A 26058-nucleotide genomic window follows, 5' to 3' on the forward strand; every position below is an offset into this window, starting at 1 on the left:
TGGTAGCTAAATACTTTTTAAATACATTCTTATACTCAAAATAACCCTATACTAAAATTTAAATTTAACCTTAAAATTTTAGTATAGGGTTATTTTATTTATAAAATATTTACTGCAATGTATTTTTTAATGCTATAGGAAATATAGCTGTAAATTTTACACCTACTGATGTATTTTCAATTTTATATTTGACCTTGTGCATATCAAATATAACTTTAATAATATACAATCCTAGACCACTTCCACCAGATTGTCTACTTCGTGACTTATCTACACGATAAAAAGGATTAAAAATATTTTCTATCTCAGATTCTTCTATAAATGTATTTGAATTCTCAACTTCAAAAACTCCACATTCATTATTCTTATACAATTTTATACTTACCAAAACACCATTTTTTGAGTGCTTAATTGAATTGTTAATAATATTAGAAATAGCTTTTTTCATCAATTTTATATCTACAAAAGAGTATAAATTTTTTTCTATATCAGTAATAACATCTATATTCTTATTTTCTGCTAATATTAAGTAATTTTGTATTGATTTCTGTACTAATGAACTCATATTAATTTCTACTGTATTTAATTTAAATCCAGATGACTCCATACGAGAAATATCGAGAATTTCACGTACCATTTCTTCCATACTTTCCATTACCTTAAGTGAATGTATTAAATAAGCATCTCTATCTTTATACATGCCAACATTGTATATCATGCCTTCAAGTTGACCTTTTATAATCGTAATTGGTGTTTTTAACTCATGAGATACTGCTGCAAAAAAAGTTCTTCTACTTATTTCATTCTTTCTTTCCTTTTCAATGTCTTCTTGAAGCTTTAAATTTGCATGCTCAAGATTATTAAGTGTGCTTGATAAATTATGTGCAAGCTCATTTAAACTTAAAGCAAGAGAGCCTATTTCATCATCACTTTCTACATCACATCTAACATCTAAATTCATCTGTGCAATTTTTTTTGAAGTATTACTTATCTTGACAACAGGTTTTGTAATTACTCTAGAATAAATAAATGAAGTAACTAGTGATATTATCAAAATCATTATTGTAACTACTGGTATCAATTTTAATAAAACCATAGAAGCTTCATCAACTACCATCAATTTTGGCATAACAGAGAGAATATATTTATCTGAACTATTTTTAAATGTAATATCAGTGGATATGGCACTTACATAACTACTTCCCGAAATTTGATTATTATTTAGGTAATTATATAAAAAATTATCTTCATTGAATATGGTTCTTTGCTTCTTATTTGATATAATATTTTCATCACCTAATTTCCCATACTTTATATTAGATGGTATTTCTACTGATTTTCCATTTTTCATTAAATTAATAGACACATTATTTTCAATTATAAAATCATAAAATTTAGGTGTAGAATCCTCATATTTAGTCTTCTCAATAACTTTAACAAATTCATTCAGATTTTTTTTGATATCATCTGTTAAGTATGATTTATATGTTTTGGGCATTGACATCATGATAAATATGTAAATTAGTGTACAGGATAAAATAAGTATCAAAGTTGTACTTAAAAAAACTTTTCTATTTAGACTTTTCTTAATCCAATACATCAATCCTATATCCTACCCCTCTTATTGTTTCTATGTAATTCACATCAAGCTTTTTTCTAAGATTTTTTATATGTGTGTCTACAACCCTTTCATCTCCTAAAAAATCATATTTCCACAGGCTATTTATTAAATTTTCTCTAGTAAGTACACGCCCCTTGTGTTCTATTAGTTCCTTTAGAACTTCAAATTCTCTAGCAGTCAATTCAATCTGTTTACAATTAACAAAAACTTTATATCCTTCAACATCAACATTGATATCTCTATATGATAAAAATTCTCTATCTTCATGATTTTCTTCCTTATCCCCAGTTCTTCTTAATACTGCCTCTACTCTTTTTAGAAGAACAATTGTAGAAAATGGTTTTGTAATATAATCATCCACTTTTAATTCAAATCCTTTTACTTGGTCTGTTTCTTCATCCAATGCTGTAAGTATAATAATTGGAATATTAGATTCATTTCTTATTATTTCACAAACTACAAAGCCATCTATTTTTGGCATCAGTATGTCTAATAAAATCAAATCAAATTGTTGCTTTTTAAACTTTTCAATTCCATCAAGACCATTATTTGCTGTTATGATAGTATAATCTGCATTTTCTAAAAATGTTTTTATTATATTTTGGATATCTATATCGTCTTCTATGACCAATATTCTCTTTGACAAGCCTATCCCCTCTTTCTATAATTATAAACTTTAGATTGTATAACATATTTAGATTATACACTATCTTTATGTTTTTGATGTGTAGCATATGGTACTTCTCCTAAGTACTTTTCATATTATATTTATAAAATTGCGAAGTCAATATAATAAAAATATGAATTTTTTCTTATTTTATCTTTATTAATTTTTTTTATAAATACTAAATTTTATTTGTAAATATATAGCAATTTTTATATTATTTCTATATAATATATATGAGTAAATAATTTTGGAGGATTTGTCTAATGAGTGAATTTAAAGATGTTACTGCAGTAAAAAAAGCAAACGTTTATTTTGATGGTAAAGTAAGTAGTAGAGTAATAATATTTCCTAATGGAGAAAGAAAAACTTTAGGATTGATGTTACCTGGAGAGTATACTTTTTCTACTAGAGAAGAAGAAATAATGGAAATGCTTGCTGGAAGCATGGATGTAAAACTACCTGGAAGCAATGAATTTGTGACATATAAAGAAGGGCAAAAATTTAATGTTCCTTCTGATTCAAGTTTTGATTTAAAAGTTAATGAAGTTGTTGACTATTGCTGTTCATACATAGCTGATTAATAAATATATATGATATTCTTATATAAAATTTAATGTAAATAAAAAAAGAACAACTATATTTAATATTAAGTTGCTCTTTTTTTTATATTGCTCAAATTAGTTTAAATCTGGAACTATTGTGTCTAGTATCTCATCTAATACAAATAACATAACTTTTATCATAATCGGCATTAACACTGCTAATACCATAGTTATAAGGATTAGCTCTTTACTTAGAGCTACAAATGAGAATAATCCACCTAAAAATAGAATCCCAATAACAAATGCTATGGTCATGCTTACAATTAAAAATAATCTTTCTTTATTAAATGGCAAGCATTGCTGTCTTAGTATTAAAAGACCACATATACCAGTTAATATAGCACACATTGTGGAAAATACACTTGAACTATAACCTAAATATTCGACTATATTGTAAACAATAATTACATTTAATGTTACACATAATGCTCCTGGTAAAGCATTTTTTAATATATTAAGTAAAAAATTTCCTGAAATTCTACTTCTATTTGCCTCAAGAGCTAAAAAGAATGATGGTATACCTACTGTTACAGCTCCAATCAATGATAATTGAATTGGCACAAATGGATACTGTCTACTAAAGAAAAATAATGTTAATAGTGATAAGAAGAATGAAAAGATTGTTTTTACTAAAAACAAAGAAGATGCTCTTTGAATATTATTGATTACCTTTCTCCCCTCCATAACAACCTTTGGCATGGATGCAAAATTTGAATCTAATAAAACTAAATTAGAAACATTTTTGGTAGCATCACTTCCAGATGCCATTGCAATACTACAGTCAGCTTCTTTAAGTGCTAACACATCATTTACACCATCTCCTGTCATTGCTACTGTACGATTTTGTTGTTTTAATGCTACAATCATTTGTTTCTTTTGTTGTGGGCTTACTCTTCCAAAAACACTATATTTATCAACAGCATCGTATATGTCTTTATCATTTTTAAGTGTTGTTGCATCAATAAATCTATTAGCTGTTTTAAGACCTGCTTTTCTTGCTACTTCACTTACTGTTATTGGATTATCTCCAGATATAATTTTTATATCTACACCTTCATTATAAAAAAATTCTAAAGTTTCCTTAGCCTCATTCCTAATTTTATCTAATATCAATATAAAAGCAAGCGGTTTTATATCTTCAGGTATCTTATTATCTTCCATGTAAGAGTTACTATGAGCTAAAGCTATTACTCTATTTCCTGCTTTAGAATATTTTTCAATTTCTATTTTTAAGTCTTTATATCTATCTTTAAAAATAAACTCAAAGGCTCCTATTAAGTATGTACCTTCATTTTCAAAAACAACACCACTGTATTTTCTTGCTGATGAGAATGGAATCAAATTTTTAACTTTATACGTATCTGAAATATCATATTTATCTTTTATAGCATTTAATGTCGCATTATCATCTTTAAGAGAATTACACAAATTTCCCATAATCTCATTTACATCAACTTTTTCAAGCATTACTACATCATCAACTTGCATTTTACCTTCTGTAATTGTACCTGTTTTATCAAGACATAATGTGTCAACTCTAGCAAGAGTCTCTACACAATATAATTCTTGAACTAAAGTCTTGTGGCTTGCAAGTTTTATTGTCCCAACAGCTAAGGCAATACTTGTAAGCAGAGTTAATCCTTCTGGTATCATTCCATTTACAGCTGCCACAGTACCTACTACAGATGTTACTATAGAATCTCCATTTCCAAAATGTTGTTTTACAAACAATATAATTCCTAAAGGAATAATTATTACACCAACAACTTTTAATATTGCATTTAATGAATTTCTGAGTTGAGAATTGTGTTTCTTGGAAATTTTAGCGTCACTAGCTATCTTATTTGCATAGTTATCTTTTCCTATGTTTTCAACTTTTACAAATGCATCTCCAGAAACTACAAAACTACCAGAATATAAAAAATCACCTTTGCTTTTTACAATAATATCAGATTCTCCTGTGATTAGAGATTCATTTACCTCTAACTTTCCTTCTAAAACTTTTGAATCAGCACAAATTTGATTTCCTGTTTTTAAAATCATAATATCGTCTAGCACTAATTCTTGAACATCAATCTCTATTTTCTCTTTTTCTCTTATAACAGATACTTTGCTTGATACTATAACAGATAGATTGTCCAACAATCTTTTTGCTCTTATTTCTTGAATCACACCAATAATAGTATTAATTACAGCAATAAATATAAATAAGGTATTTTTAAAAGAGCCAACTGAAACTAGCAAACAAACTAAAACAATATTTATAAGATTAAAAAGTGTAAATATATTATCTTTAAAAATTTGCTTGTATGTTTTAGTTTTTCCATTGTCAAATACATTAATTAAATTGTCTTCTCTTCTACTTTTAAGTTGTTCACTGTTTAATCCAACATTTATATCACAATTATATCTTTTTAAGTTAACTTTATCCATATTATACTCCTTTCAACTTAACTTTTTCTTTAATAGTAATATCTATAAATATATTGTAAAATTCTAATTTAGTTTAATATATCTTATTGTAGTTTATATAATAAAACATAAATCTAAAGATTTAAATATCATAATTCTTAAGATTTCCTAAATTTTTTATGAATTTCGATATATTCTTATTAAGTTTAAATTAAGTTAAAAGAATAAATAGGTTTATTCCCTATAAAATAAAACTAGTTTATATATTCAATTTCCAAATCTTCATGTTTTCCTTTACCATATATAACCATTCCTATAACTGAAATTATTATAAGCATACTTCCTACAATACTATAAAAATTGAACTTTTCATTCAGTAAAAATACTCCTGCAAATATAGATACTACCGTAGCGATATTTGATAATATTGATGTAAATGATATTGTTCCAATTAGTTGCATTGCTGCTGTTATTTCAATTGGTGTAAATTCACTTTTAGATAATTTTCTTACATATACACCATATGCACCTTCACAAATTACTGCCGCAAGTATCATTATTCTTCCAAGTATACTACTTGTTTGATTACCTGTATTTTGTAAAAATATAGAAATGGTTGAAACATACATAAAATCAAGAGGGATTTAAATCCTCACATTTTCTAGTAATATATAAAAAACTTTAACAGTACATACCATGTATGTCAACATATATACAAAAAAGCTATCTAATTTAAAATAGTTTAGATAGCTTTTTAATACAAATACAAAGTTTTTGTATATTTAAATTATTTATTATTTTAATTACTTATCTTTGTGACCATGTTAATATAGGCTTTTTCACTGCTCTTGCATCATCAACTCTTTTAACTAAAGTATTATGTGGAGCAGTTTTTAGTAATTCTGGCTCTTCCTTAGCTTCTTTGGCAACATTCTTCATAGCTTCAATAAAACTATCTAATGTTTCTATACTCTCACTTTCTGTAGGCTCTATCATAAGTGCTTCATTTATAATAAGAGGGAAATACATTGTTGGAGGATGATATCCATAATCCAACAATCTCTTTGCTATATCAATAGTTTTTATATTTGCTCCTCCTCTTGGTAATCCACCTAATACAAACTCATGTTTACATAAAGTGTCTATTGGTAAAATATAATCATCTTTTATACTTTCTTTTATATAATTAGCATTTAGAACTGCCATTTCACTAGCTTCTTTAAGTCCATCTCTTCCCATTGTCAATATATATGTGTAAGCTCTTACAAGGACTCCAAAGTTTCCATAGAAATTTTTAATTTTTCCAATAGACTTTGGTCTATCATAGTTTAATACATATTTATCTTCTTGTTTTTCGATTATTGGAATTGGTAAAAAAGACACTAACTCTTTTTTTGCTCCAACAGGTCCAGCCCCTGGACCACCGCCACCATGAGGAGTTGAAAATGTCTTATGAAGATTAAGATGGACTACATCAAATCCCATATCTCCTGGTCTTGTTATTCCCATAATAGCATTCATGTTTGCACCATCATAATACAAAAGGCCACCTGCTTCATGTACAAGGTCAGCTATTTCTTTTATATTTTTTTCAAATAGCCCAAGAGTACTCGGATTAGTAAGCATAAGGGCTGCTACTTCATCATTTAAAACTTCTTTTAATACATCTATATCTACAGCACCATTTTTATCAGACGTTATTTGAATTACATCAAAATTCGCCATAGCTGCACTTGCTGGATTTGTTCCATGTGCAGAATCTGGAATTATTACTTTAGTTCTTTTATAGTCTCCTCTATTTTCATGATACGCTTTTATAAGCATAAGACCTGTAAATTCACCATGTGAACCTGCTGAAGGTTGAAGTGTCACTTCATCCATACCTGTAATTTCTGCAAGTTTATTTGATAAATCATACATAAGAGCAAGAGACCCTTGTGCTGTATCTGAAGATTGATATGGATGCATTCCAGTAAAGTTTGGAAGTGCTGCCATATCTTCATTAATTTTAGGGTTATATTTCATTGTACAAGAACCTAAAGGATAAAAACCAGTATCAACACCAAAATTCTTATTTGACAATAAAGTATAATGTCTAACTAATTCTAATTCACCAACTTCTGGTAAGTTTAATTCATTTTGTCTAGCCATAGTTGGGTCAATCATATCTTCTATTTTTATATCATCTATATCTAATTCTGGAAGTGAGTATGCTTTTCTACCTTTTTTAGATATATCTATCAACAAACTATTATATTCTTTCATTATAACCCCTCCATTATTCCAACTAACTTATCTATTTCATTTTTACTTCTTTTTTCAGTTACACAAAGTAAAGTTGAATTTTTTAATTCTGGATAATTGTGTTCTAAATTATAACCACCTAATATATTTTCTTCTAAAAGTTTATCGTTTATAGTGTCTATATTATAATTTCCTTGTACTGCAAATTCTTTAAAAAATCTGCCTTTAAATATAGGTCTGTATTTTCCTGTTTGCACAAGTTTATTATAAGCATAGTGTGCTTTTTTCATTGATTGCATACCAACTTCTTTAAATCCTTCTTTACCCATAGTAGCCATGTAGATTGATGCTACAAGAGCATTTAGAGCTTGATTTGAACATATATTAGAAGTTGCTTTTTCTCTTCTTACATGTTGCTCTCTAGTTTGTAAAGTTAATACATATGCAATTTTCCCTTCTGTATCTAAACTTTGCCCAACTATTCTTCCAGGCATTTTTCTTGTATATTTAGATTTACTAGCCAAAAATCCTACATAAGGACCTCCAAAATTAAGAGGATTTCCTAGTGATTGAGCTTCTCCAACAACAATATCTGCTCCTATTTCACCTGGTGTTTTTAAAACACCTAATGATATTGGGTCAACACTCATAATTAACATGGCTTTATTTTCATGAGTTATTTTTTCTATTTCTTCCATCTCTTCAATAATCCCAAAGAAGTTAGGAGTTTGTATAAGGACACATGCTGTATCTTTATCTACAGAAGTTCTTAATTTTTCTATATCTGTAGTTCCATGTTCATTACAAAAATCAATTTCTACTATTTCACAATCTTTATATTGTAAATAAGTTTTTAGTACTGATAAAGTTTCTGGATGTGTAGTTTTTGATACTACTATTTTACTTTTTCTAGTTTGATTCATTGCCATTATACATGCTTCTATTGCAGCAGTCGCTCCATCATACATTGATGCATTTGCAATTTCCATACCAGTAATTTCTGCAATCATAGATTGGAACTCAAACACTACTTGCAAAGTTCCTTGACTTATTTCTGCTTGATATGGAGTATATGCTGTATAAAATTCGGACCTTGAAGTTATATGCTTTATAATTGATGGTATATAATGGTCGTATGCACCAGCTCCAAGAAAACAAGTTAAATCTTCTAGACTTAAATTTTCCTCTGACAATCTTTTTACTATTTTACTAACTTCCAATTCAGATTTTCCACTATCTAGATTTAAATCTCTTTTTAATTTTAGTTCATCTGGTATATCTGAAAATAATTCATCAACTGAGTTTAATCCAACTACTTTTAACATTTTTTCCTTATCTTCATTTGTGGCAGGTATATATGAAAATTTATTTTCTTTATTTACTACAACATTATCTTTTTTATATTGTTTTTTATAAAAAGGCTTCTTAACTGTTATAGCAGGAACAACTTTTTTTCTAATGGCTATACCTATTTCATTTCCTGCTTTTGCATATTCAGCATCTATAATTCCCATTCCTAAGATTTTTCCTGTTGTTGGAGATGCACACCCAGTAGTTACAAAACCAACTGTTTTATTTCCAACTTTTATATCATATCCATTTCTAGGCATCCCTTTACCTTGCATTTCAAATCCTACTAATTTTCTTTTAATCCCATTTTCTTTTTCTTCTGCTAAGATTGATTTGCCAATAAATGATTCCTTATTTACTTTTACAAAAACAGATAATCCTCCTTCAAGTGGAGATATGTGTTCATTTATCTCATGTCCATATAGAGGTAGAGCTGCTTCAAATCTTAAAGTATCTCTACAACCTAGACCAGCTGGACATATATCTTCTCCTCCAACTTTCAGGACTTCATCCCAAATTGCTTTTATATGTTCATTTTTGCAATATATTTCAAAACCATCTTCTCCAGTATATCCTGTTCTTGAAACTAAACAAGAGTATCCAGATACTTTTATTTTTGGCATTGACTTATAAAATTTTATTGATTCTAAATTTATGTCCGTGATTTTTTGAAGAATTTTTTCTGCTTTAGGTCCTTGAACTGCTAATTGACAAACTTCATTAGATATATTTTTTATATTTACTTTATACCCTTCACTTTGCTTCATTATCCATGCAACATCTTTGTCTATATTTCCTGCATTTATTACTAACAAATAATCTTCTTCCCCAAACTTATATATTAATAAATCATCAACTACTCCACCATTTTCATAGCACATAGGTGTATATATGATGTCATTGACTTTTAATACACTTATATCATTCGTAACTAGATTTTGTATAAATTTTTCTGATTCTACTCCTTTTACTTCTATCTCTCCCATGTGAGATACATCAAATATACCTGCACTTTTTCTAACCATTTCATGCTCTTTGTTTATTCCTTCATATTCTAAAGGCATTTCCCAACCAGCAAATTCAACAAGCTTTGCACCAAGCTCTTTGTGTGTATTATACAAAGGTACTCTTTTTAATTCATTCATATATAACCCTCCCTATAAAACTAAACTTATTCTATTTAAGCAACTTCGCCATTATGTCCTGTATTTTCCCATAAAAAAAAATATATAAGCATAGGAAATAATCCTAGCCTATATATCCCTGTTTGTATACCTGAAAGATTTAATAATTTAATATTATTCTGCTTCTTCGGTGACTTATAGTATTTAACTTAAGTCTCTCCAGAGTCCCATCAATTAGCGATATCTTTGCCTGAAAGCTTCTCTAAGAATTGGCATTTCTTAAATTTCTTCTTCGGCGCCTTTTTGTATAAAGGTCTCTCTCGCTAATCTCACTTGGAAATATTTATTTTCAATTTTATTTTATGAATATTTAAATCAAATGTCAACACATTATATTTATTTTTTTTTATGTATTAATTTTTTTGTTAAGTTTTTATTATCAATTATTTCTCTTTTATATTATTCACTCTTCTGCAAACATATTATATATTAATGCAAAATAACATTTTCACTTAATTTATTATTAAAATAACACACAAAGAACCAAATGTAAATTTGTATCGAGATTTACTATAACATGTTAAAAGTATATTCATACACTTGATGAAATCGTTTACAATTTTAAACTTGTGAAAAATAAGATTTTTAAAATAGAATATTTTTAATAGAATTACAACTATTGAATGGTTATGTGATTTGAATATTTCTTAAAATTTTAATCATTTTATACTTTTAAAATACATTGCTATAAAATTTTATACCTTTATTTACATACATTTTAAATGTTGTATATGTAATTTTATTTTTGTATAACAAAAAGAACTTATTGAGCTTTTTTACAAGTTTTCTAAAAATAACAATATAGCAAATTCCTATCATTAGGTATCCCTATTAATTTAATATAGTTATTTATCAAAAAATAAAAACGGGATAGCCCACTCCGAAAGCCAGCAACCCCAGTTTTTTTTCAGCACAACTAAGTACTGTAAAGTGCGGATGAAGGGAGTCGAACCCCCACGCCAATGGCGCTAGATCCTAAGTCTAGTGCGTCTGCCAATTCCGCCACATCCGCTTATATTACTCTTTTATTTTACTATATTTCGCTATTATTTTCAATAACTTTTTTAAATTATCTAAAAATAAACAAAATAATGATAATAAAAGGTAAAATTCATTTACAGCCTTATTCTGCAAGTTCTATTTCTGCTTCATCAACTCTCTTACCTATAACTTGAAGACCTACAAATACAGCTGCTATAGCAACTGGCAATACTATATATATTGGCAATCCAAATCCAGCTGGTATATATCCAAATACAATAGTAATTACTGCTGTAAATATAGCATATGGCATTTGAGTATTAACATGGTCTATATGATTACATCCAGCTCCCATTGAAGAAAGTATTGTTGTATCTGAAATTGGAGAACAATGGTCTCCAAATATTGCACCTGTTAAAACTGCACTTGTGCTTACTATTACATAAGACATGTCAGGATTTAGTGAATATGCAAGTGGTATCGCAAGTGGCATAAGTATACCCATTGTTCCATAAGCAGTTCCAGTAGCAAAAGATATTATTGCTCCTAATCCAAATATTAAACTTGGTAGTAAGAATGGAGGCAGTGAACCTGATAATAAATGTATCAAGAATTTAGCTGTACCTAACTCTTTTATTACTGAACTTAATGACCAAGCAAGTATTAATATTACACCAGTGATTACTAAACTTTTCATACCATCTATCCAAACATCAATTGCTTCTGATACTGTAAAAATCTTCTTAACTACAGCCATTATAATAGCAACTAAACTTGCAACTAATGCAGATTGGAATAATGCTCTAGATGCATCAGATGCACTAAACGCTTCTTTGATTGCTTCAAAAGAATATGGCGAATTTGTAAATAATTGTATTAAAGTCTTATCTTCTCCTCCCATTATAGATGTATATCCACTATAATAGAATGATGCTAGTGCAACTACTATTAATGTACCTATTGGAATTATAGCATTCCATACACTTAATTTCACTCCATCTTTTGGAGCTAAATCATCCAACTCTTCAACACCTTCATCAAGGTCTGTACCAATTTTTCTACTTCTAGATTTTATTTCAGCTTTTCTCATTGGTCCAAATTCTTTTAATAATAACGCTGAAATTACAATAAATGCTAATATTAATATGTTATAAAATCTAAATGGTATTGTATTTAAAAATATGCCAAATGCATCAACATCTACACTTATACTTTCAAAAGCATCATGTATCAAACCAACTTCAAGACCTATCCATGTAGATATTATAGCAAGCCCAGCAACTGGTGCTGCTGTAGCATCTATTATAAATGCTAATTTTTCTCTTGATATTTTCATTTTATCTGCAACTGGTCTCATCATAGGTCCTACAATTAATGAATTAGCATAATCATCAAAGAAAACTAAAAGACCTAAAAACCAAGTTATAATCTGTGTACCTTTAGCTGATTTTGCTCTCTTTGCAAGTGCTTCAGCTATAGCCTTAGCACCACCCATCTTGGCAACAAGATTTATTACTCCCCCAATTGCTAAGACTTGTAGTATTATCCCTGCATTCCATGGGTCTGACAGAGATACTAAAGCTCTATCTACTAAGTCTAAAAACGCTTGTATAAATGCAGCAAATACATTAACTCCACTGACTTGAATTATAAAACTTCCAGAAAGAATTCCTAGCAATAAAGAAATTATTACATTTTTAGTTATAAATGCAAGTATTATAGCAACTAATGGTGGTATTAAAGTTAAAATTCCAAATTTTTCTGCGTTAGCCAGTGCAATTGTATCTATATCTTCCTCTGCAAATACCATTACAGTTGACATTATAAACATAATTGTCGTCAGAAAAATAATGTTAAATTTTTTATTTCTCATATAAATCTCCCTCTCTTTTTAATTTTGTGAATTATATAGGGTATTATGGGTTATGATAAAATAAAAAAGCCTTGAGTGGTAAACACTCAAGGCTTAAACATTACAATACATTGATAATACTAAAAACAAATATAATATAATTCCTTAAATGATAGCTCACCACAAATAAACCTGTGACAGTTGTACATATATTTTATGTACCCCCAGCAATATAATCTTAAAGCATCGATTATAAAACTTCGGCAATATCCCCTTTCCCAATAATTCTTTGTGCTTAACTCCTTATTGGTACTGATAGATTATTGCGCCTCTACCCTTTTATTCACTTTTATTAAATATATTTTGAGTATATATTATTTATTTAAAATTTGCAAGGAAGTTTTAAAAATTTTACTTTAAAGGATTTTTTATATTATTGTCGAATTATAAAAATAATTGTACTAAAATCAGCTAAAAAAATTTTATCAATTATATGGAGGAATTACTTTAATGTTATTAATTTACAATGAAAAAACAAACCCTTATTTTAATTTAGCAATGGAAGAATATCTACTTAAAAACTTTGACGAAGATTTATTTATTTTATGGAGAAATGAACCTTCTATAATCGTTGGAAAAAATCAAAATACACTTTCTGAAATAAACTTAGAATATATAAAAGAACATTCAATACCAGTTGTTAGAAGACAATCTGGTGGAGGAGCTGTATTTCATGATTTAGGAAATATAAACTTTACATTTATAGCTTGTAATAATAATAGCTTTAGCGATTTCAGAAGATTCACTCAACCAATAATAGACTTGCTTAAAACCTTAGATGTCAATGCTGAGTTTTCTGGAAGAAATGACCTTCTTATAGAAGGTAAAAAATTCTCTGGAAATGCTCAACATAACTATAAAAATAAAGTGATGCATCATGGGACACTTTTATTTTCATCTGAAATAAATGACCTTTCAAATGCACTAAAAGTAAAACCCATAAAGTTTGAAGGTAAAGGCATAAAATCTGTAAAGTCTCGTGTAACCAATATAAGCGAACATTTACAGTCTGATATGGATATACTTGAGTTTAAAGATGCTATAATGAATTATCTTTCTTCAACAAATACTGGTAATACAAATTACTCTCTAAGTAAATATGACATAGAAGAAATAGAAAAACTTACTAAATCAAAATATGAAACTTGGGATTGGAATTTTGGTAATTCACCAAAATACTCTCTTTCAAATGAATTAAAATATGCTGGTGGAAATGTAGAATTTAATTTAAATGTTGATAAAGGTATAATAACTAGTATAAAGTTTTTTGGAGATTTCTTTGGGAAGTGTGATGTATCTTTTGTAGAAGATAAACTTATTGGTACAAAGCATGAGGAGAATTCATTGAGAGCTATTTTAGATGCTATTGAAATAAATGACTATTTCTTGGGTGCTGATACTAATATTTTAGTTTCTGGAATTTTGGGTGTTAAATAGAAATAACAAAAACTTTAAAATATTTATAAAATTATGTTTACAGACACAAAAAATCATGCTAATATGTATAACATAATTAAAAATTAATACTTCTTATCCAGAGTGGTGAAGGGACTGGCCCTGTGAAACCCAGCAACCAGTATATTTTTTAATATACATTGGTGCTAAATCCTGCAGTATTGTACTGAAAGATGAGTTTAAATTAGCTTTTAAAGCCTGAGTTTACACTCAGGCTTATTTTATTTTCACAATGTGATAAAAAGAGGGTATTTTATTTTTAACTAATCAATTATATTCAGGAGGGAATTTTTATGAAATTCAAAAAATTATTAAGTTTGTTATTATGTCTAGTATTTACTTTATCTGTAGTTGGATGTTCAAAATCTAAAGACGATAAAAAAATTGTTGTTGGTGCTACTTTAGTTCCAGGTGGAGAGTTGTTAGAGGAACTAAAACCACTGATTGAAGAAAAAGGTTATACTTTAGAAGTTAAGAACTTTGACGATTACATACTTCCAAATGAAGCTTTAAATAATGGCGAAATTGATGCAAATCTATTTCAACATGAACCTTATCTAAAAGAAGCTGTTAAAGCTAAAGGTTATAAAATAATGGCAGGAACTAAACTATATGTATGCCCAGCGATACTTTACTCTTACAAAATAAAATCTGTTGATGAATTTAAAAAGGGAGATACAATTGCAATAAGCAACAATCCATCTTCTTGTTCTAAAGACCTTAGATATCTTGAAAGTATAGGACTTTTAACTTTACCTAAAGAAAATAATTTAGTTAGTCCTAAAGATATAATTGAAAATCCAAAGGGCATACAATTCAAAGAATTAGATATTGCTCAAATACCATCTTCTCTTCCAGATGTAACTGCTGCATTTATAGACACTACTTACGCAGTACCTGCTGGTCTTGATGCTAAGAAAAATGGAATCTACACAGCACCAGTAAATGATGAATATGCTAATCTTTTAGCATTTAGAAGTGAAGATAAAGATAGTGAAAAAATTAAAGTTCTACAAGAAGTTCTTACATCAGATAAAGCAAGAAACTTAATTAAAGAAAAATACAAAGGAATTGTAATTCCTGTTTTTTAGTAGAATTAGTATAATTTTAATATTATTATTGTAATCTTGTTGAATATTGACTTGTTAAGTGCTACCATTTAAGTAAATCTATGTTTGTGGAGGAAGATTACTATGGCTATAGAATTGAAAAAAGGACAAAAAATAAATCTTACAAAAAAAGAAAATACCGATTTAGGTGAGATTTTAGTTAATTTAAATTGGAATCAAAAAGTACAAAAAAAGGGCTTTTTTGGAGCTCTAAGAAATAGTAATATAGATTTAGATTTAGGTTGCTTGTTTGAAATGAAAAATGGTGTAAAAGGTGCTGTTCAAGCGTTAGGCAATTCTTTTGGCAATTTAGAACATCCTCCTTTTGCTCAACTAGATGGAGATGACCGAACAGGAAGCAATACACAAGGCGAAAATATAAGAATCAATGGTAACAAGATAAAAGAAATAAAAAGAATATTGATTTATGCTTTTATTTATGAAGGTGTGGCTAATTGGTCAGAAGCTGACGGAGTTGTAACTATTAAACAAAAACAAGATTCTGATTTAGTGGTTAAGCTTGATGAGCATAAAAATGGCTATAATATGTGTTCAATAGCATTAATAGAAAATGTAAACGATGAAACATTTAGTGTTGAAAAGGTAGTTAAATACTTTAAAGGACATAGAGAAATGGATAATGAATTTAACTGGGGCTTAAAATGGGTTGCAGGAAAAAAATAACAATGTTTAAGAGACTATAAGTAAATCTACTTATAGTCTTTATTTATGTATTCGCCATCAACACTATCAATAAGTTCATCTTCTCTAAAACATAACTCTATATTATTTACACCTCACATAAAACCTTATAAGAATTTATAGTTTTCATGTAATTATTTAAATAAAGTTGTATATTATGTATTGATGTTATTCTCAATATTTGTATCACTGTACATTTTAGATAGTTAACAAAATTAATAAAGCACTTATATTATAAGCACTTTATTAGATTAGTATATATTAAAATATACTTTAACTATTATAAACTATAAACAGTTTCTTCATCTAATATTTTTTCAAAGTCTAATATTGGTATTGGTTTATAAAAGACAAACCCTTGAACCAAATCACACCCAATCTCTTTAAGAAACTCAACCTGTTCTTTATATTCAATACCTTCAGCAACAGTTATAATATTTAACTCTTTTATCATATGTATAATATTTTTTATTACTATCTTCTCTTTTTCTTTATTTAAACTTTCTTTAAAAAACATTGAGTCAAGCTTTAAAACATCAAATGGTAAATCCTTCAAAACACTTAGAGACGAGTATCCTTTTCCAAAATCATCCAAAGAACAAGTAAAGCCACTTTCATGTAGGTCATGTACAATTTCTAAAAGATGCTCTTGATTTTCAAAAGCAACACTTTCTGTAAATTCAATTTCTATAGTATTTTTAGGTATATTATATTTATTTTGTATACGCGAATAAGTTTCTACAAACTTAGCATTATAAAATTGAATCTTAGAAACATTAACTGAGATGGGAACAACTTGTTCATTTTCATCTAATCTCTTTCTAATCCATCTGCATACCTCTTCAAATACATATTGGTCTACTAAGCTAATAAAAAATTCCTTTTCTAATATTGGAATAAATATCGCTGGAGATATCACACATTTGTCTGGTGTCATCCAACGTACTAAAGCTTCTGCACAATCTATTTTTTGATTATGTAAATTAACTTTAGGTTGAAAATAAACAACAAATTCTCTTCTATTGAGTGCTTCATGTATTCTACTCTTAATGGTATTTTCTTCAATCATTTTTTTGCGAATATTTTCATTATAAAAAGCATACTTAGTACCAGGTTTATTCTTGACAGTCTTTTGTGCAAAATTTGCACGATTTATCAAATCATCTATATTTAATTTTTCATTCACATCTTCAATACAACAAATTCCACTGACAATAGTAATACTATATTTATTTTTAATTTCATCTGTAATGTTAATCAACTTATCATCTACAATTTGTTGTCTTCTTAGTAAAGCTTCCTTATCTACATAACATCTTAATGCAACAAATCTATCTGCAATCTCTCTTGCAAATGTTTCATATTTTCCAATATCATCCATCATGAAATTAGAATAGCGTTTTAATATCATGTCCCCATAATCGTATCCAAATATATCATTGATATACTTAAAATTTTCAAAATCGATATAAAATATAGCAAATTTCTTGTCTTTATGTTTATAAATATACTGTTCTGCATCCAACTTAAACTTGTCTATAGTATTTGCTCCTGTAAGTTCATCTTTATATGCAATATTTTTTAAATCTACATTTAATTTTTCAAGTCTAATTAATCTTCTATTGTACTGCATAATCAATATAATCCATGCTACTATACCTACAATTGATATTATAATTATTAAAGTCATTAAATAATCGCTTTTTTCTTTCGAATAATGTTCTATCTCAAATACTGTGTCATTTGCAATCTTAAAAAATTCTTCACTTGTTTGTAGTAACTGACTACTATCTTCTTCCATCCTTACTTTTTTAATTTCAATATTTAAATCTTCCCATTTTCTTTCTAATAAAGATAAATACTCGTTATATTTTTTACAATCAGTGACTACTAGACCATATTTTCCATGTCCTGTATTTAATTCATGTAAAATTTCATCGATATATTCTACTAGTTCATCATTTGGTTGAAAATTCATTTCTAATTTAGTTAGACGTTGACTCGCTCCACGAACAATACCAACATAATTAATCAACTTTCCATAATCTCCAATGTTGTGAATTAATTGAACAGAAATGTAACTTATAGAAATTAATAAAACAAATAAAACTAAGATAGTTATCTTTAAAAATCTCTTCATAAAATACCTCTATCCCCTATGTTTTCACGTTTATCAGATATTCTACAATTATGCTAACTAGGTTTTTATATGTTATAAATAATTAATATGATTTCTTCAATAAATTTTCTAAACATTTTTAATAACCAACTTAGTAAAATATTGTATAATCATTTTCTCAAATAACGTGTATTAAACCTTAATAAAACTCTCTTATTACTTAAAATATAGAAGATTTTATTCTACATAGTTTATTTTTGACATTGCATATTTTTGTAAATCATCATTTTTTCAAATTTTCCAATAGGTCTAGGTTTAGTTTCTGTTAACAAACTTTAGAACCTATATAAATACTATAATCATAATAGCTATTGCAAGTTTAATGTTTGTTTATTTTTATTCAAAATCTGCAATCTAAAATCTATCGTGACCTTTTTCCTTTTTTTCATTGTTATTAATCTAGCTTGTTAATTCTCCTTTGTAGGTGGTATTGAAAATATCAATGTGTTTTTTATAATCATACTTAATAAAATAATCACTCATAAGCCCATACACTTGTAAATGTTTTTCAAGTTTTGTTGTGCAAAGTATTTTTTATGTAAACTAGTTGAGAAATAAGGGTCTGTTTAATCAATTTCTACATTCTTTCTTTAGTGCATATGCTGGAGGTTTTATATGGATAAAATCAATAATTAGTAACAAAAATAGAAAAACGTTTTTTTAGAAGATTTTATTCTAATATTTAAACCACTCCTGAGAGATTATATAATAAATATATATCCATTGAATTATTAATATAATAACATAACCTTGTTCATGTATGTATTAGATTAATTGTATCAAAATAACTAATAAACCGCAAGTTCTAGCTAGTTTTCTTAAACCTTAAACATAGAATGATAAAATAAGATTCATCAAATAAGTTGTATAATAATAGGAAGTGTAAATACTTTGAAACACGAATATGGCTTGTATTATTTAATTTATGAATACTATGTATAGAGTATATTATTTGGACATGACATTATAAAAAAGGGCAAACTCTACCATCTATTGAAACAATTTACAAGCAATTTAGAGTTGCACCACAAACAGCTCGTACTGCTCTATCAAAAATACAAGATGCTGGCTATATTTCAATTAGAGTTAAACTAACTTCTATTATCATCTCTGAACAAGATGAAGAAATTCAAAAAAGTATTCAATTAATTACTTTTCAGCAATAAAGGAAACTGTTATAGATTTATACAAGTCTACAAAACTCGTCCACAGAAGTATTTAAATCAAAAAAAATCAGCCACTTTAAGGTGGCTGATTACATAATCATTATATAAAACACATTTGCCATAAAAAATAGACTTACTTATTAACTGCTTTTGAAGCATCATCTATCATCTTATTTAAAGATGTAAGACCACCATCATTTACATACCATGTTGGTGCATCTAAGTATATTATATTATCATTTTTATAAGCATCCATAGACTTTATTACGTCATTGTTTAGAACAGATTTAGCTGTTAAACCAGCTTTCACATCACTACCAGTAGCTATACCTCTATCTATAACAAACATAATATCTGGATTTTGTTTAGCTACATATTCAAAAGTAATATTTTGACCATGACTTGATTCCTTTATATTTTTATCTTTATTCTTAAATCCAAAACTATTATATAATATGCTAAATCTAGACTCTTCACCAAATACACTTAAATTTCCCTCATTTACCATAAGAGTTAAAGCATTTAAGTCTTTTTCTGTTACTTTTTTATTTAAAACTTCTATTTTCTTTTCAATTTTAGCAAATTCTTGATTAGCCTTCTCTTCTACTCCAAATATTTTAGCTATTTTATTTATATTATTTTTGACAGATTCTAAATACTTCTTATCATCTTTGCTTGTACTTATTGTTGGTGCAATCTTAGATAATTGCTCATAAAAATCTTCTTGTCTTCCATTTATTATGATTAAATCTGGATTTGTTGATTTTATACTTTCTAAATCTGGTTCTTTTAATCCACCTAAATCTGCATATTTTTCATCTTTATACTTTTCTAAAGATACTGGTAAGCTTGATTTTGGAAGTCCTACTAAACTCTCACTTACACCTAGTGCATCCATTGTATCTAGTGCTGAATAATCAAATACTACTACTTTTTTAGGCTTCAACTTTACATCTGTTTCTCCTAAGCTATGAGTTATTTTTATAGTAGCATTTGAAGCATCTAATGTTTTCTTATCACTTTTTTTACTCCCACCTAATGCAAATACTGCTACTAATCCTACTATAGCCACGGTTGCTATTATTGCTGCTTTTTTATTCATCTTAATGTCTCCCTCATTTTTTATTAATACTTGTCTTAGTTTAAATTTTGATTAGAAAATTCATAGATTTTTATCTATAGTGTTTTAAAAATAAACACATATTCTATTTCCATTTATATGCTTAATGTCAAAGTTCATTTCGTAAATATCTCCTAAAACTTTTTCATTAACTATTTCATCTGTACGACCTACCTTTTCAATTTTTCCATTTTTAAGTGCAACTATATTATCTGAATAGCATGAAGCAAAATTTATATCATGCATGACCAACACTATAGTCTTACCTAACTCATCACAAAGACTTCTAAGTACCTTCATCATTTGTACTGAATGATTCATATCCAAATTGTTAAGTGGTTCATCAAGTAATATGTACTCCGTATTTTGGGCTATTACCATTGCTATATAAGCTCTTTGTCTTTGACCTCCACTTAATTCATCCAAATATTTGTCTTGTATATCAGTTAATTTCATATACTCTATTGCTTCATTAATATATTTTTCATCCTCTTGAGTTAAATTTCCTTCACTGTATGGAAATCTTCCAAAGCCAACTAATTCTCTTATTGTGAGTTTTAAAGTTATATTATTAGATTGTTTAAGTATAGCTATTTTTTTTGCAAGTTCTTTATTGTTGTAAGAACTCAAGCTTTTTCCTTCTATCAATACTTCTCCACTATCACCTCCTATAAGTCTTGTTACTATTGATAACACAGTGCTTTTACCAGCCCCATTTGGACCTATAAAAGATGTTATTTTTCCTTTTTCTATATTAAAAGAAACATTATCTACAACATTTTTATTTTTATATTTTTTAAATATATTTTTTATTTCTATCATCTATTTGCCCCCTTTAATAATAATTGGATAAAGTAAATTCCTCCTATAAAATTTATTACTACACTTAATGTTGTATCAAATTTGAATATATGTTGTATAAAAAATTGACCTATTATTAACGTAATCATTCCTAGCAATATAGAACCTAAAATTAAATAGGTATGTTTATATGTTTTAAAAACTTCTCTAGCTATGTTGGCTAGTAAAAGACCTAAAAATGTCATAGGTCCAATAAGTGCTGTTGATACTGAAACTAAAATTGCTATTAGGATTATCATTTTTTTTACTACTTTATCAAAATCTACACCTAAATTAATTGCTTGCTCTCTACCTAATGATAGTACATCTAAATATTTTATATCATCATATATAAAAGGTATTGTTGCAATAACTATTATAAATGCAATTAACAATACATTTGTATTTATATTATTTAGACTAGCCATTATGCTAGTTTGTAGTGCTAGATATTCATTAGGGTCTATCATTACTTGAATAAATGTTGTTGCACTTTTAAATAGAGTTCCAAATATCATTCCTACTAGGATTAAAAAGAAAATATTATTTTCTTTTCTTTCAAACAATGCTCTATACAATAACATTGAAGCTACAATCATTATAGTAACATTAATGATAAAATTATAATTTTCATTTGTAATGAGATTACTGGTTGCTCCAAATATAAATACTATTATAGTTTGAATCATTACATATAAGGAATCTAACCCTAGCACACTTGGTGTTAATATCTGATTGTTAGTAATTGTTTGAAATACTACTGTAGTAAATGCTATACATCCTCCTCCAAGTATCATTGCAAGTATTTTTGGTATTCTTTGTGATAATGCATAATCTAGATTATTCATATCTATTCCATAGGTTAAAAAAAGTACCATTGATATCAAGAGTAATGCAGTCACTAAGTAAATTTTTTTATTAAGACTAAGCTTCATTTATATTCCTCCTTAGTATTAAGTAAAGGAATAGTATACTTCCTATAACACCAACTGTAAGCCCTATAGATATTTCATATGGATAAATGATAAGCCTTCCAAAAATATCACATATAAGTACAAATAGTGCCCCAAATAATCCCGTATGCCATATACTATCTCTTATATTGTCACCCATATACAGAGATACAATATTAGGAACTATTAGACCTATAAAAGGTATATTACCAGCAGTAACAACTACACATACTGTAACAAGAGCTACTATTATTAAACCTATATTAACGACTTTTTTATAACTTAGACCTAGGTTAGTTGCAAAATCCATCCCCATCCCAACAACAGTAAATCTATTTGCATAAATATATGCTACTATTATGAGAGGTATTGTTATGTATAATATTTCATAATTTCCTTTAAGTATCATAGAAAAGTCACCTTGCATCCAAGAACTTACATTTTGACTCAAATCATATTTATATGAAATAAAATCAGTCATAGAACCTATTATATTTCCAAACATTATACCTACTAATGGCACGAATATTATACTTTTAAACTGTAACTTCCTTATTATTTTCATGAACATAAATGTTCCTATAAGAGAAAATATAAATGCTATTATGGTCTTCGTGAAAATCGATGCACTTGGTATTAAAAGCATACAAATTACTATACCAAATTGAGCCGCATCTATTGTTGCTCCTGTAGTAGGCGATACAAATTTATTTTTACTTATCTGTTGCATTATAAGGCCTGCTATACTCATTCCTATACCTGCAATTAATATACTTATTAATCTTGGTATTCTACTCATGACAAATATCATAAGTTTATGCTGATTTTTTGCAAATATATGCATTATGTTTATATCTTCTGCTCCTATAAATAAGGAAAAATAAGATAAAATTATTATTCCTATAATTAAATATCTCTTTTTCATTCTCCCTCCTTAATTTTTTTACTAAAAATGATAATTATTATCATTTCTTTTTCATTTTATCAATAATAATTATCATTGTCAATATGTATATATATTTGTTTTTTTATATAAAAAATGTTACTAGAATTAAAAATTCTAGTAACATTTAAATTTAATCTAACCCATATCTCATATATAAATCTATATATATGAATGCTTCTTATTAAATATAGTATTTTCTACACCTAATTTAATTACTATCTTACTTTAGTATCTCTTTAAACACTCTATAAAAGTTTCCACTAGATATTAGATTTATATCACTTTTTTTATATCCTCTTTTTTCAAGCTCTACTATTATATTCTTAGCTTCATATGTACTTTTAAGCCCATCTACACTTGGATTTTTGGAATTTTCTTCAGTAAAAGAACCTATAGTCTCTTCTCCTAGATAATCGCTAAAATCAAAACCAAAAGATACATGCTCTATACCTATAAGATTCACCATATAATCTATATGGTCAACTAAATGTATTAAATCTTGCTTCTTAGGATTAATATTGGTAAATGCTCTAAAGCTATTTATTCCCACTAATCCACCTGTTTTTGAAATTTCTTTTAATTGATTATCTGTAAGATTTCTTTTTACATCACATAGATTCTTAACATTAGAATGAGATGCTATAACTGGTTTACTTACAACTGACATCAAATCCCAAAATGATTTTTCATTTAGATGTGATACATCTATTAGCATACCTAATTGTTCTAACTTATCTACTGCTTTTTTTCCTATTGCAGTTAAGCCTCTATTTTCATCTCCTAAACACCCTGTAGCAAGTTCATTCTGCTCATTCCAAGTTAATGATGCATGTCTAGCTCCAACTTCTTTATAATAATATTCGATTAAGTCTAAATTTTTTCCAACATGGCTTAAACCTTCAAGACCAATTAAAATATTTATTTTATTCTCATTTAGACCTTTATTTATATCAGAATATTTTTTTACTATGTTTACAATATCCTTCATATCTTCAATTTCTTCTTTTACACATTCTATTATCTGCTTAACTCTCTTTTCAGGCTTTTTATCATATGGTGGGTCTATCCATATTACAAAAATAGCCCCTTCAATATTTGCTTTTTTAAAATTTTCAAGATGGATTCTTCTAAATACATCTTTCTCTCCATTAATTCTTCTTATCGTTACATCTGACCAAGTATCTGAATGTCCATCAAAAATCATGACAACCTCCAATTAAATAAAATCTTTTTCAAACGTTTGTTTTTCACTCTTTACAAAACTTATATTAAAATATTTCCTACCAAAAGACCAAAATAATTACCAACTATATAACCAAATGTTCCAACTATAAGTATTGGCCCTACTAACTTAGACCACCCTTTTGATATTGCCATAGCTGCTGCTGTTGTAGGTCCACCAATATTTGCATTAGATGCAAGAATAGCTTCTTCCAAGCTAAACTTAAATATTTTGGCAACTGTAAATGTAACTAGCATGTTTATAAGTACCATTATTCCACAATATAAAAGTAATAATGGTGATTTTTGAATTATTAATGGGATTGAAGCAGGAACACCTACTACAACAAAGAAAATGTAGATTAAAAATGTGCCCAGCTCTTGCGCTCCTTTTATATCACTAAAGAAATTAGGCATAAAGGTAGCAAACATCATAGTTAAAGTAGTTATTATTAGATATTGATTGCCAAATAAAGTATTTAACATTGCTAAAAATGGATTTGATGTTGGTATTATAGCTTTAAACCAACCTGACAATTCTACTGATACTGCAACTATTATAAAAGCACTACCAATGGCTATTGCTATATCTTTTAAAGATATTTCTTTTCTTCCCCAATAATTTGCTGCTATTGTTTCGCCTTCATTTACACCTATGCTTTCCATCTCATCTACATGTGGATGTTTAAAATGTTTTCTAAAAAATCCAATAGATGGGATAGCTATTAAAACAAAGAAATATAATGCCATCAAAAGATTATCTGCTACAACAGTTGCTGATACCAATTCTCCAGGTGCATCAAATGCTCCTGACATAGCTGCAAAGTTTACATTTCCACCTATATAAGAACCTGTCATCATAGCTGCAACAATATTTAAATCTGGTACTGCATTTTTTAATGCCAAGAATCCAATCATAGCTCCAAGTACAGTTCCTATAGAACCTACAAGAAATATTACAAGTAATCTTCCACTCTCTTTCCATATCTTTTTGATATTACATTGATATAACAACAAAGCTATGGCTAAAGGGACAACATAACCCCAGACTTGGTCATATACAACAGACTCTACTGGTATAATATTTAGATTTGATAATAACATTGCTCCTACAAGAGCTATTATTGCTCCTGATATTTTTGATGCCCAACTATACTTTTGCTCTAAATAAATACTAAATGCTGCCCATCCAGTTACAATTGCCCACAATACCCAAATATTATCAGGACTTACAAAACTCCTCATCTCAACCGCCTCCATTTCATTAAATTAAAATATAAGTATTAATATTCAATATATTGAATATTAATACTATTATAATTCATCTTTTCAGAAAATTCAATATAACGATGTAAATACATGCATTATATAACTTTTATTTTATTTTATTAATT

At 27.7% G+C, this 26058-nt stretch carries 18 protein-coding genes, 1 tRNA gene and 3 riboswitches; of the genes, 4 read left to right on the forward strand and 15 right to left on the reverse strand.

Annotated features, from left to right (window positions below; all coding sequences use genetic code 11):
• Positions 1-109: 109 nt before the first annotated feature.
• Positions 110-1600 carry a sensor histidine kinase gene (locus IC175_RS02770; RefSeq protein ID WP_227851075.1) on the reverse strand — a complete coding sequence of 497 codons (1491 nt, stop codon included), beginning with the start codon at positions 1598-1600 and terminating at the stop codon, positions 110-112.
• Positions 1587-2267: a response regulator transcription factor gene (locus tag IC175_RS02775; protein ID WP_227851076.1), complete on the reverse strand. Its 681-nt coding sequence runs from the start codon at positions 2265-2267 to the stop codon at positions 1587-1589. The genes IC175_RS02770 and IC175_RS02775 overlap by 14 nt, the downstream gene beginning before the upstream one ends.
• 284 nt (positions 2268-2551) lie before the next feature.
• On the opposite strand from IC175_RS02775, the gene IC175_RS02780 reads away from it, so the two are divergent.
• Entirely contained in the window at positions 2552-2869 is a 318-nt protein-coding gene (locus IC175_RS02780; protein WP_227433130.1) for a pyrimidine/purine nucleoside phosphorylase, read from the forward strand.
• A 96-nt stretch (positions 2870-2965) separates the two neighbouring features.
• Here IC175_RS02780 and IC175_RS02785 read toward each other — a convergent pair whose 3' ends face one another.
• The 6 genes from IC175_RS02785 to IC175_RS02815 form a co-directional block, all read right to left on the reverse strand.
• On the reverse strand, positions 2966-5323 hold the full coding sequence (locus IC175_RS02785) for an HAD-IC family P-type ATPase (protein WP_227851077.1): 2358 nt from the start codon (positions 5321-5323) through the stop codon (positions 2966-2968).
• A gap of 233 nt (positions 5324-5556) precedes the next feature.
• On the reverse strand, positions 5557-5859 hold the full coding sequence (locus tag IC175_RS02790) for a hypothetical protein (protein WP_227851078.1): 303 nt from the start codon (positions 5857-5859) through the stop codon (positions 5557-5559).
• Positions 5860-6109: 250 nt separating this feature from the next.
• A complete protein-coding gene (gcvPB, locus tag IC175_RS02795) occupies positions 6110-7567 on the reverse strand; it encodes an aminomethyl-transferring glycine dehydrogenase subunit GcvPB (protein WP_227851079.1) in 1458 nt (485 codons plus the stop codon).
• Positions 7567-10041: an aminomethyl-transferring glycine dehydrogenase subunit GcvPA gene (gcvPA, locus tag IC175_RS19345; RefSeq protein ID WP_255615798.1), complete on the reverse strand. Its 2475-nt coding sequence runs from the start codon at positions 10039-10041 to the stop codon at positions 7567-7569. The genes gcvPB and gcvPA overlap by 1 nt, the downstream gene beginning before the upstream one ends.
• Positions 10042-10248: 207 nt before the next feature.
• Positions 10249-10353: riboswitch (glycine riboswitch) on the reverse strand.
• Between the two features lie 658 nt (positions 10354-11011).
• A tRNA-Leu gene (locus tag IC175_RS02810) sits at positions 11012-11092 on the reverse strand.
• 111 nt (positions 11093-11203) lie between these two features.
• Positions 11204-12934 carry a Na+/H+ antiporter NhaC family protein gene (locus IC175_RS02815; protein WP_227482416.1) on the reverse strand — a complete coding sequence of 577 codons (1731 nt, stop codon included), beginning with the start codon at positions 12932-12934 and terminating at the stop codon, positions 11204-11206.
• A 144-nt stretch (positions 12935-13078) separates the two neighbouring features.
• A riboswitch (Lysine riboswitch) is annotated at positions 13079-13255 on the reverse strand.
• A 168-nt stretch (positions 13256-13423) separates the two neighbouring features.
• Between IC175_RS02815 and IC175_RS02820 the strand changes: the two genes are divergently transcribed.
• The 3 genes from IC175_RS02820 to IC175_RS02830 all read left to right on the forward strand — a co-directional run bounded on the left by IC175_RS02820 (position 13424) and on the right by IC175_RS02830 (position 16221).
• Complete coding sequence (locus IC175_RS02820) at positions 13424-14410, forward strand: lipoate--protein ligase (RefSeq protein WP_227433120.1); 987 nt, start codon at positions 13424-13426, stop codon at positions 14408-14410.
• A gap of 90 nt (positions 14411-14500) precedes the next feature.
• A riboswitch (SAM riboswitch) is annotated at positions 14501-14608 on the forward strand.
• Positions 14609-14721: 113 nt separating this feature from the next.
• Positions 14722-15519: a MetQ/NlpA family ABC transporter substrate-binding protein gene (locus IC175_RS02825; protein WP_227482414.1), complete on the forward strand. Its 798-nt coding sequence runs from the start codon at positions 14722-14724 to the stop codon at positions 15517-15519.
• Positions 15520-15621: 102 nt separating this feature from the next.
• Positions 15622-16221: a TerD family protein gene (locus tag IC175_RS02830; protein WP_227433117.1), complete on the forward strand. Its 600-nt coding sequence runs from the start codon at positions 15622-15624 to the stop codon at positions 16219-16221.
• Positions 16222-16519: 298 nt separating this feature from the next.
• On the opposite strand, the gene IC175_RS02835 is transcribed toward IC175_RS02830, so the two are convergent.
• The 7 genes from IC175_RS02835 to IC175_RS02870 all read right to left on the reverse strand — a co-directional run bounded on the left by IC175_RS02835 (position 16520) and on the right by IC175_RS02870 (position 25909).
• The gene (locus IC175_RS02835) at positions 16520-18379 is read right to left on the reverse strand and encodes a GGDEF domain-containing phosphodiesterase (RefSeq protein ID WP_227851080.1); all 1860 of its coding nucleotides are present in this window, start codon (positions 18377-18379) and stop codon (positions 16520-16522) included.
• A gap of 1338 nt (positions 18380-19717) precedes the next feature.
• Complete coding sequence (locus IC175_RS02845) at positions 19718-20686, reverse strand: siderophore ABC transporter substrate-binding protein (RefSeq protein ID WP_227433113.1); 969 nt, start codon at positions 20684-20686, stop codon at positions 19718-19720.
• 84 nt (positions 20687-20770) lie between these two features.
• Complete coding sequence (locus tag IC175_RS02850) at positions 20771-21526, reverse strand: ABC transporter ATP-binding protein (RefSeq protein WP_227433112.1); 756 nt, start codon at positions 21524-21526, stop codon at positions 20771-20773.
• The gene (locus IC175_RS02855) at positions 21523-22479 is read right to left on the reverse strand and encodes an iron chelate uptake ABC transporter family permease subunit (RefSeq protein ID WP_227851081.1); all 957 of its coding nucleotides are present in this window, start codon (positions 22477-22479) and stop codon (positions 21523-21525) included. Before IC175_RS02855 ends, IC175_RS02850 begins: the two co-directional genes overlap by 4 nt.
• Positions 22469-23422, reverse strand: a complete 954-nt coding sequence (locus tag IC175_RS02860) for an ABC transporter permease (RefSeq protein WP_227433109.1) — start codon at positions 23420-23422, stop codon at positions 22469-22471. The genes IC175_RS02855 and IC175_RS02860 overlap by 11 nt, the downstream gene beginning before the upstream one ends.
• A 241-nt stretch (positions 23423-23663) precedes the next feature.
• Complete coding sequence (locus tag IC175_RS02865; protein ID WP_227433108.1) at positions 23664-24647, reverse strand: dipeptidase; 984 nt, start codon at positions 24645-24647, stop codon at positions 23664-23666.
• A 59-nt stretch (positions 24648-24706) separates the two neighbouring features.
• Positions 24707-25909 carry a DUF819 domain-containing protein gene (locus IC175_RS02870; RefSeq protein ID WP_227433106.1) on the reverse strand — a complete coding sequence of 401 codons (1203 nt, stop codon included), beginning with the start codon at positions 25907-25909 and terminating at the stop codon, positions 24707-24709.
• Between the last annotated feature and the right edge of the window lie 149 nt (positions 25910-26058).

The organism is Clostridioides sp. ES-S-0123-01, assembly GCF_020658415.1.
Taxonomy (GTDB): Bacteria; Bacillota; Clostridia; order Peptostreptococcales; family Peptostreptococcaceae; genus Clostridioides.

Coding starts and splice junctions, on each gene's coding strand:
- IC175_RS02770 (WP_227851075.1), bottom strand. CDS start 1,600: ATGTATTGGATTAAGAAAAGTCTAAATAGAAAAGTTTTTTTAAGTACA.
- IC175_RS02780 (WP_227433130.1), top strand. CDS start 2,552: ATGAGTGAATTTAAAGATGTTACTGCAGTAAAAAAAGCAAACGTTTAT.
- IC175_RS02785 (WP_227851077.1), bottom strand. CDS start 5,323: ATGGATAAAGTTAACTTAAAAAGATATAATTGTGATATAAATGTTGGA.
- IC175_RS02790 (WP_227851078.1), bottom strand. CDS start 5,859: ATGATACTTGCGGCAGTAATTTGTGAAGGTGCATATGGTGTATATGTA.
- gcvPB (WP_227851079.1), bottom strand. CDS start 7,567: ATGAAAGAATATAATAGTTTGTTGATAGATATATCTAAAAAAGGTAGA.
- gcvPA (WP_255615798.1), bottom strand. CDS start 10,041: ATGAATGAATTAAAAAGAGTACCTTTGTATAATACACACAAAGAGCTT.
- IC175_RS02815 (WP_227482416.1), bottom strand. CDS start 12,934: ATGAGAAATAAAAAATTTAACATTATTTTTCTGACGACAATTATGTTT.
- IC175_RS02820 (WP_227433120.1), top strand. CDS start 13,424: ATGTTATTAATTTACAATGAAAAAACAAACCCTTATTTTAATTTAGCA.
- IC175_RS02825 (WP_227482414.1), top strand. CDS start 14,722: ATGAAATTCAAAAAATTATTAAGTTTGTTATTATGTCTAGTATTTACT.
- IC175_RS02830 (WP_227433117.1), top strand. CDS start 15,622: ATGGCTATAGAATTGAAAAAAGGACAAAAAATAAATCTTACAAAAAAA.
- IC175_RS02835 (WP_227851080.1), bottom strand. CDS start 18,379: ATGAAGAGATTTTTAAAGATAACTATCTTAGTTTTATTTGTTTTATTA.
- IC175_RS02845 (WP_227433113.1), bottom strand. CDS start 20,686: ATGAATAAAAAAGCAGCAATAATAGCAACCGTGGCTATAGTAGGATTA.
- IC175_RS02850 (WP_227433112.1), bottom strand. CDS start 21,526: ATGATAGAAATAAAAAATATATTTAAAAAATATAAAAATAAAAATGTT.
- IC175_RS02855 (WP_227851081.1), bottom strand. CDS start 22,479: ATGAAGCTTAGTCTTAATAAAAAAATTTACTTAGTGACTGCATTACTC.
- IC175_RS02860 (WP_227433109.1), bottom strand. CDS start 23,422: ATGAAAAAGAGATATTTAATTATAGGAATAATAATTTTATCTTATTTT.
- IC175_RS02865 (WP_227433108.1), bottom strand. CDS start 24,647: ATGATTTTTGATGGACATTCAGATACTTGGTCAGATGTAACGATAAGA.
- IC175_RS02870 (WP_227433106.1), bottom strand. CDS start 25,909: ATGAGGAGTTTTGTAAGTCCTGATAATATTTGGGTATTGTGGGCAATT.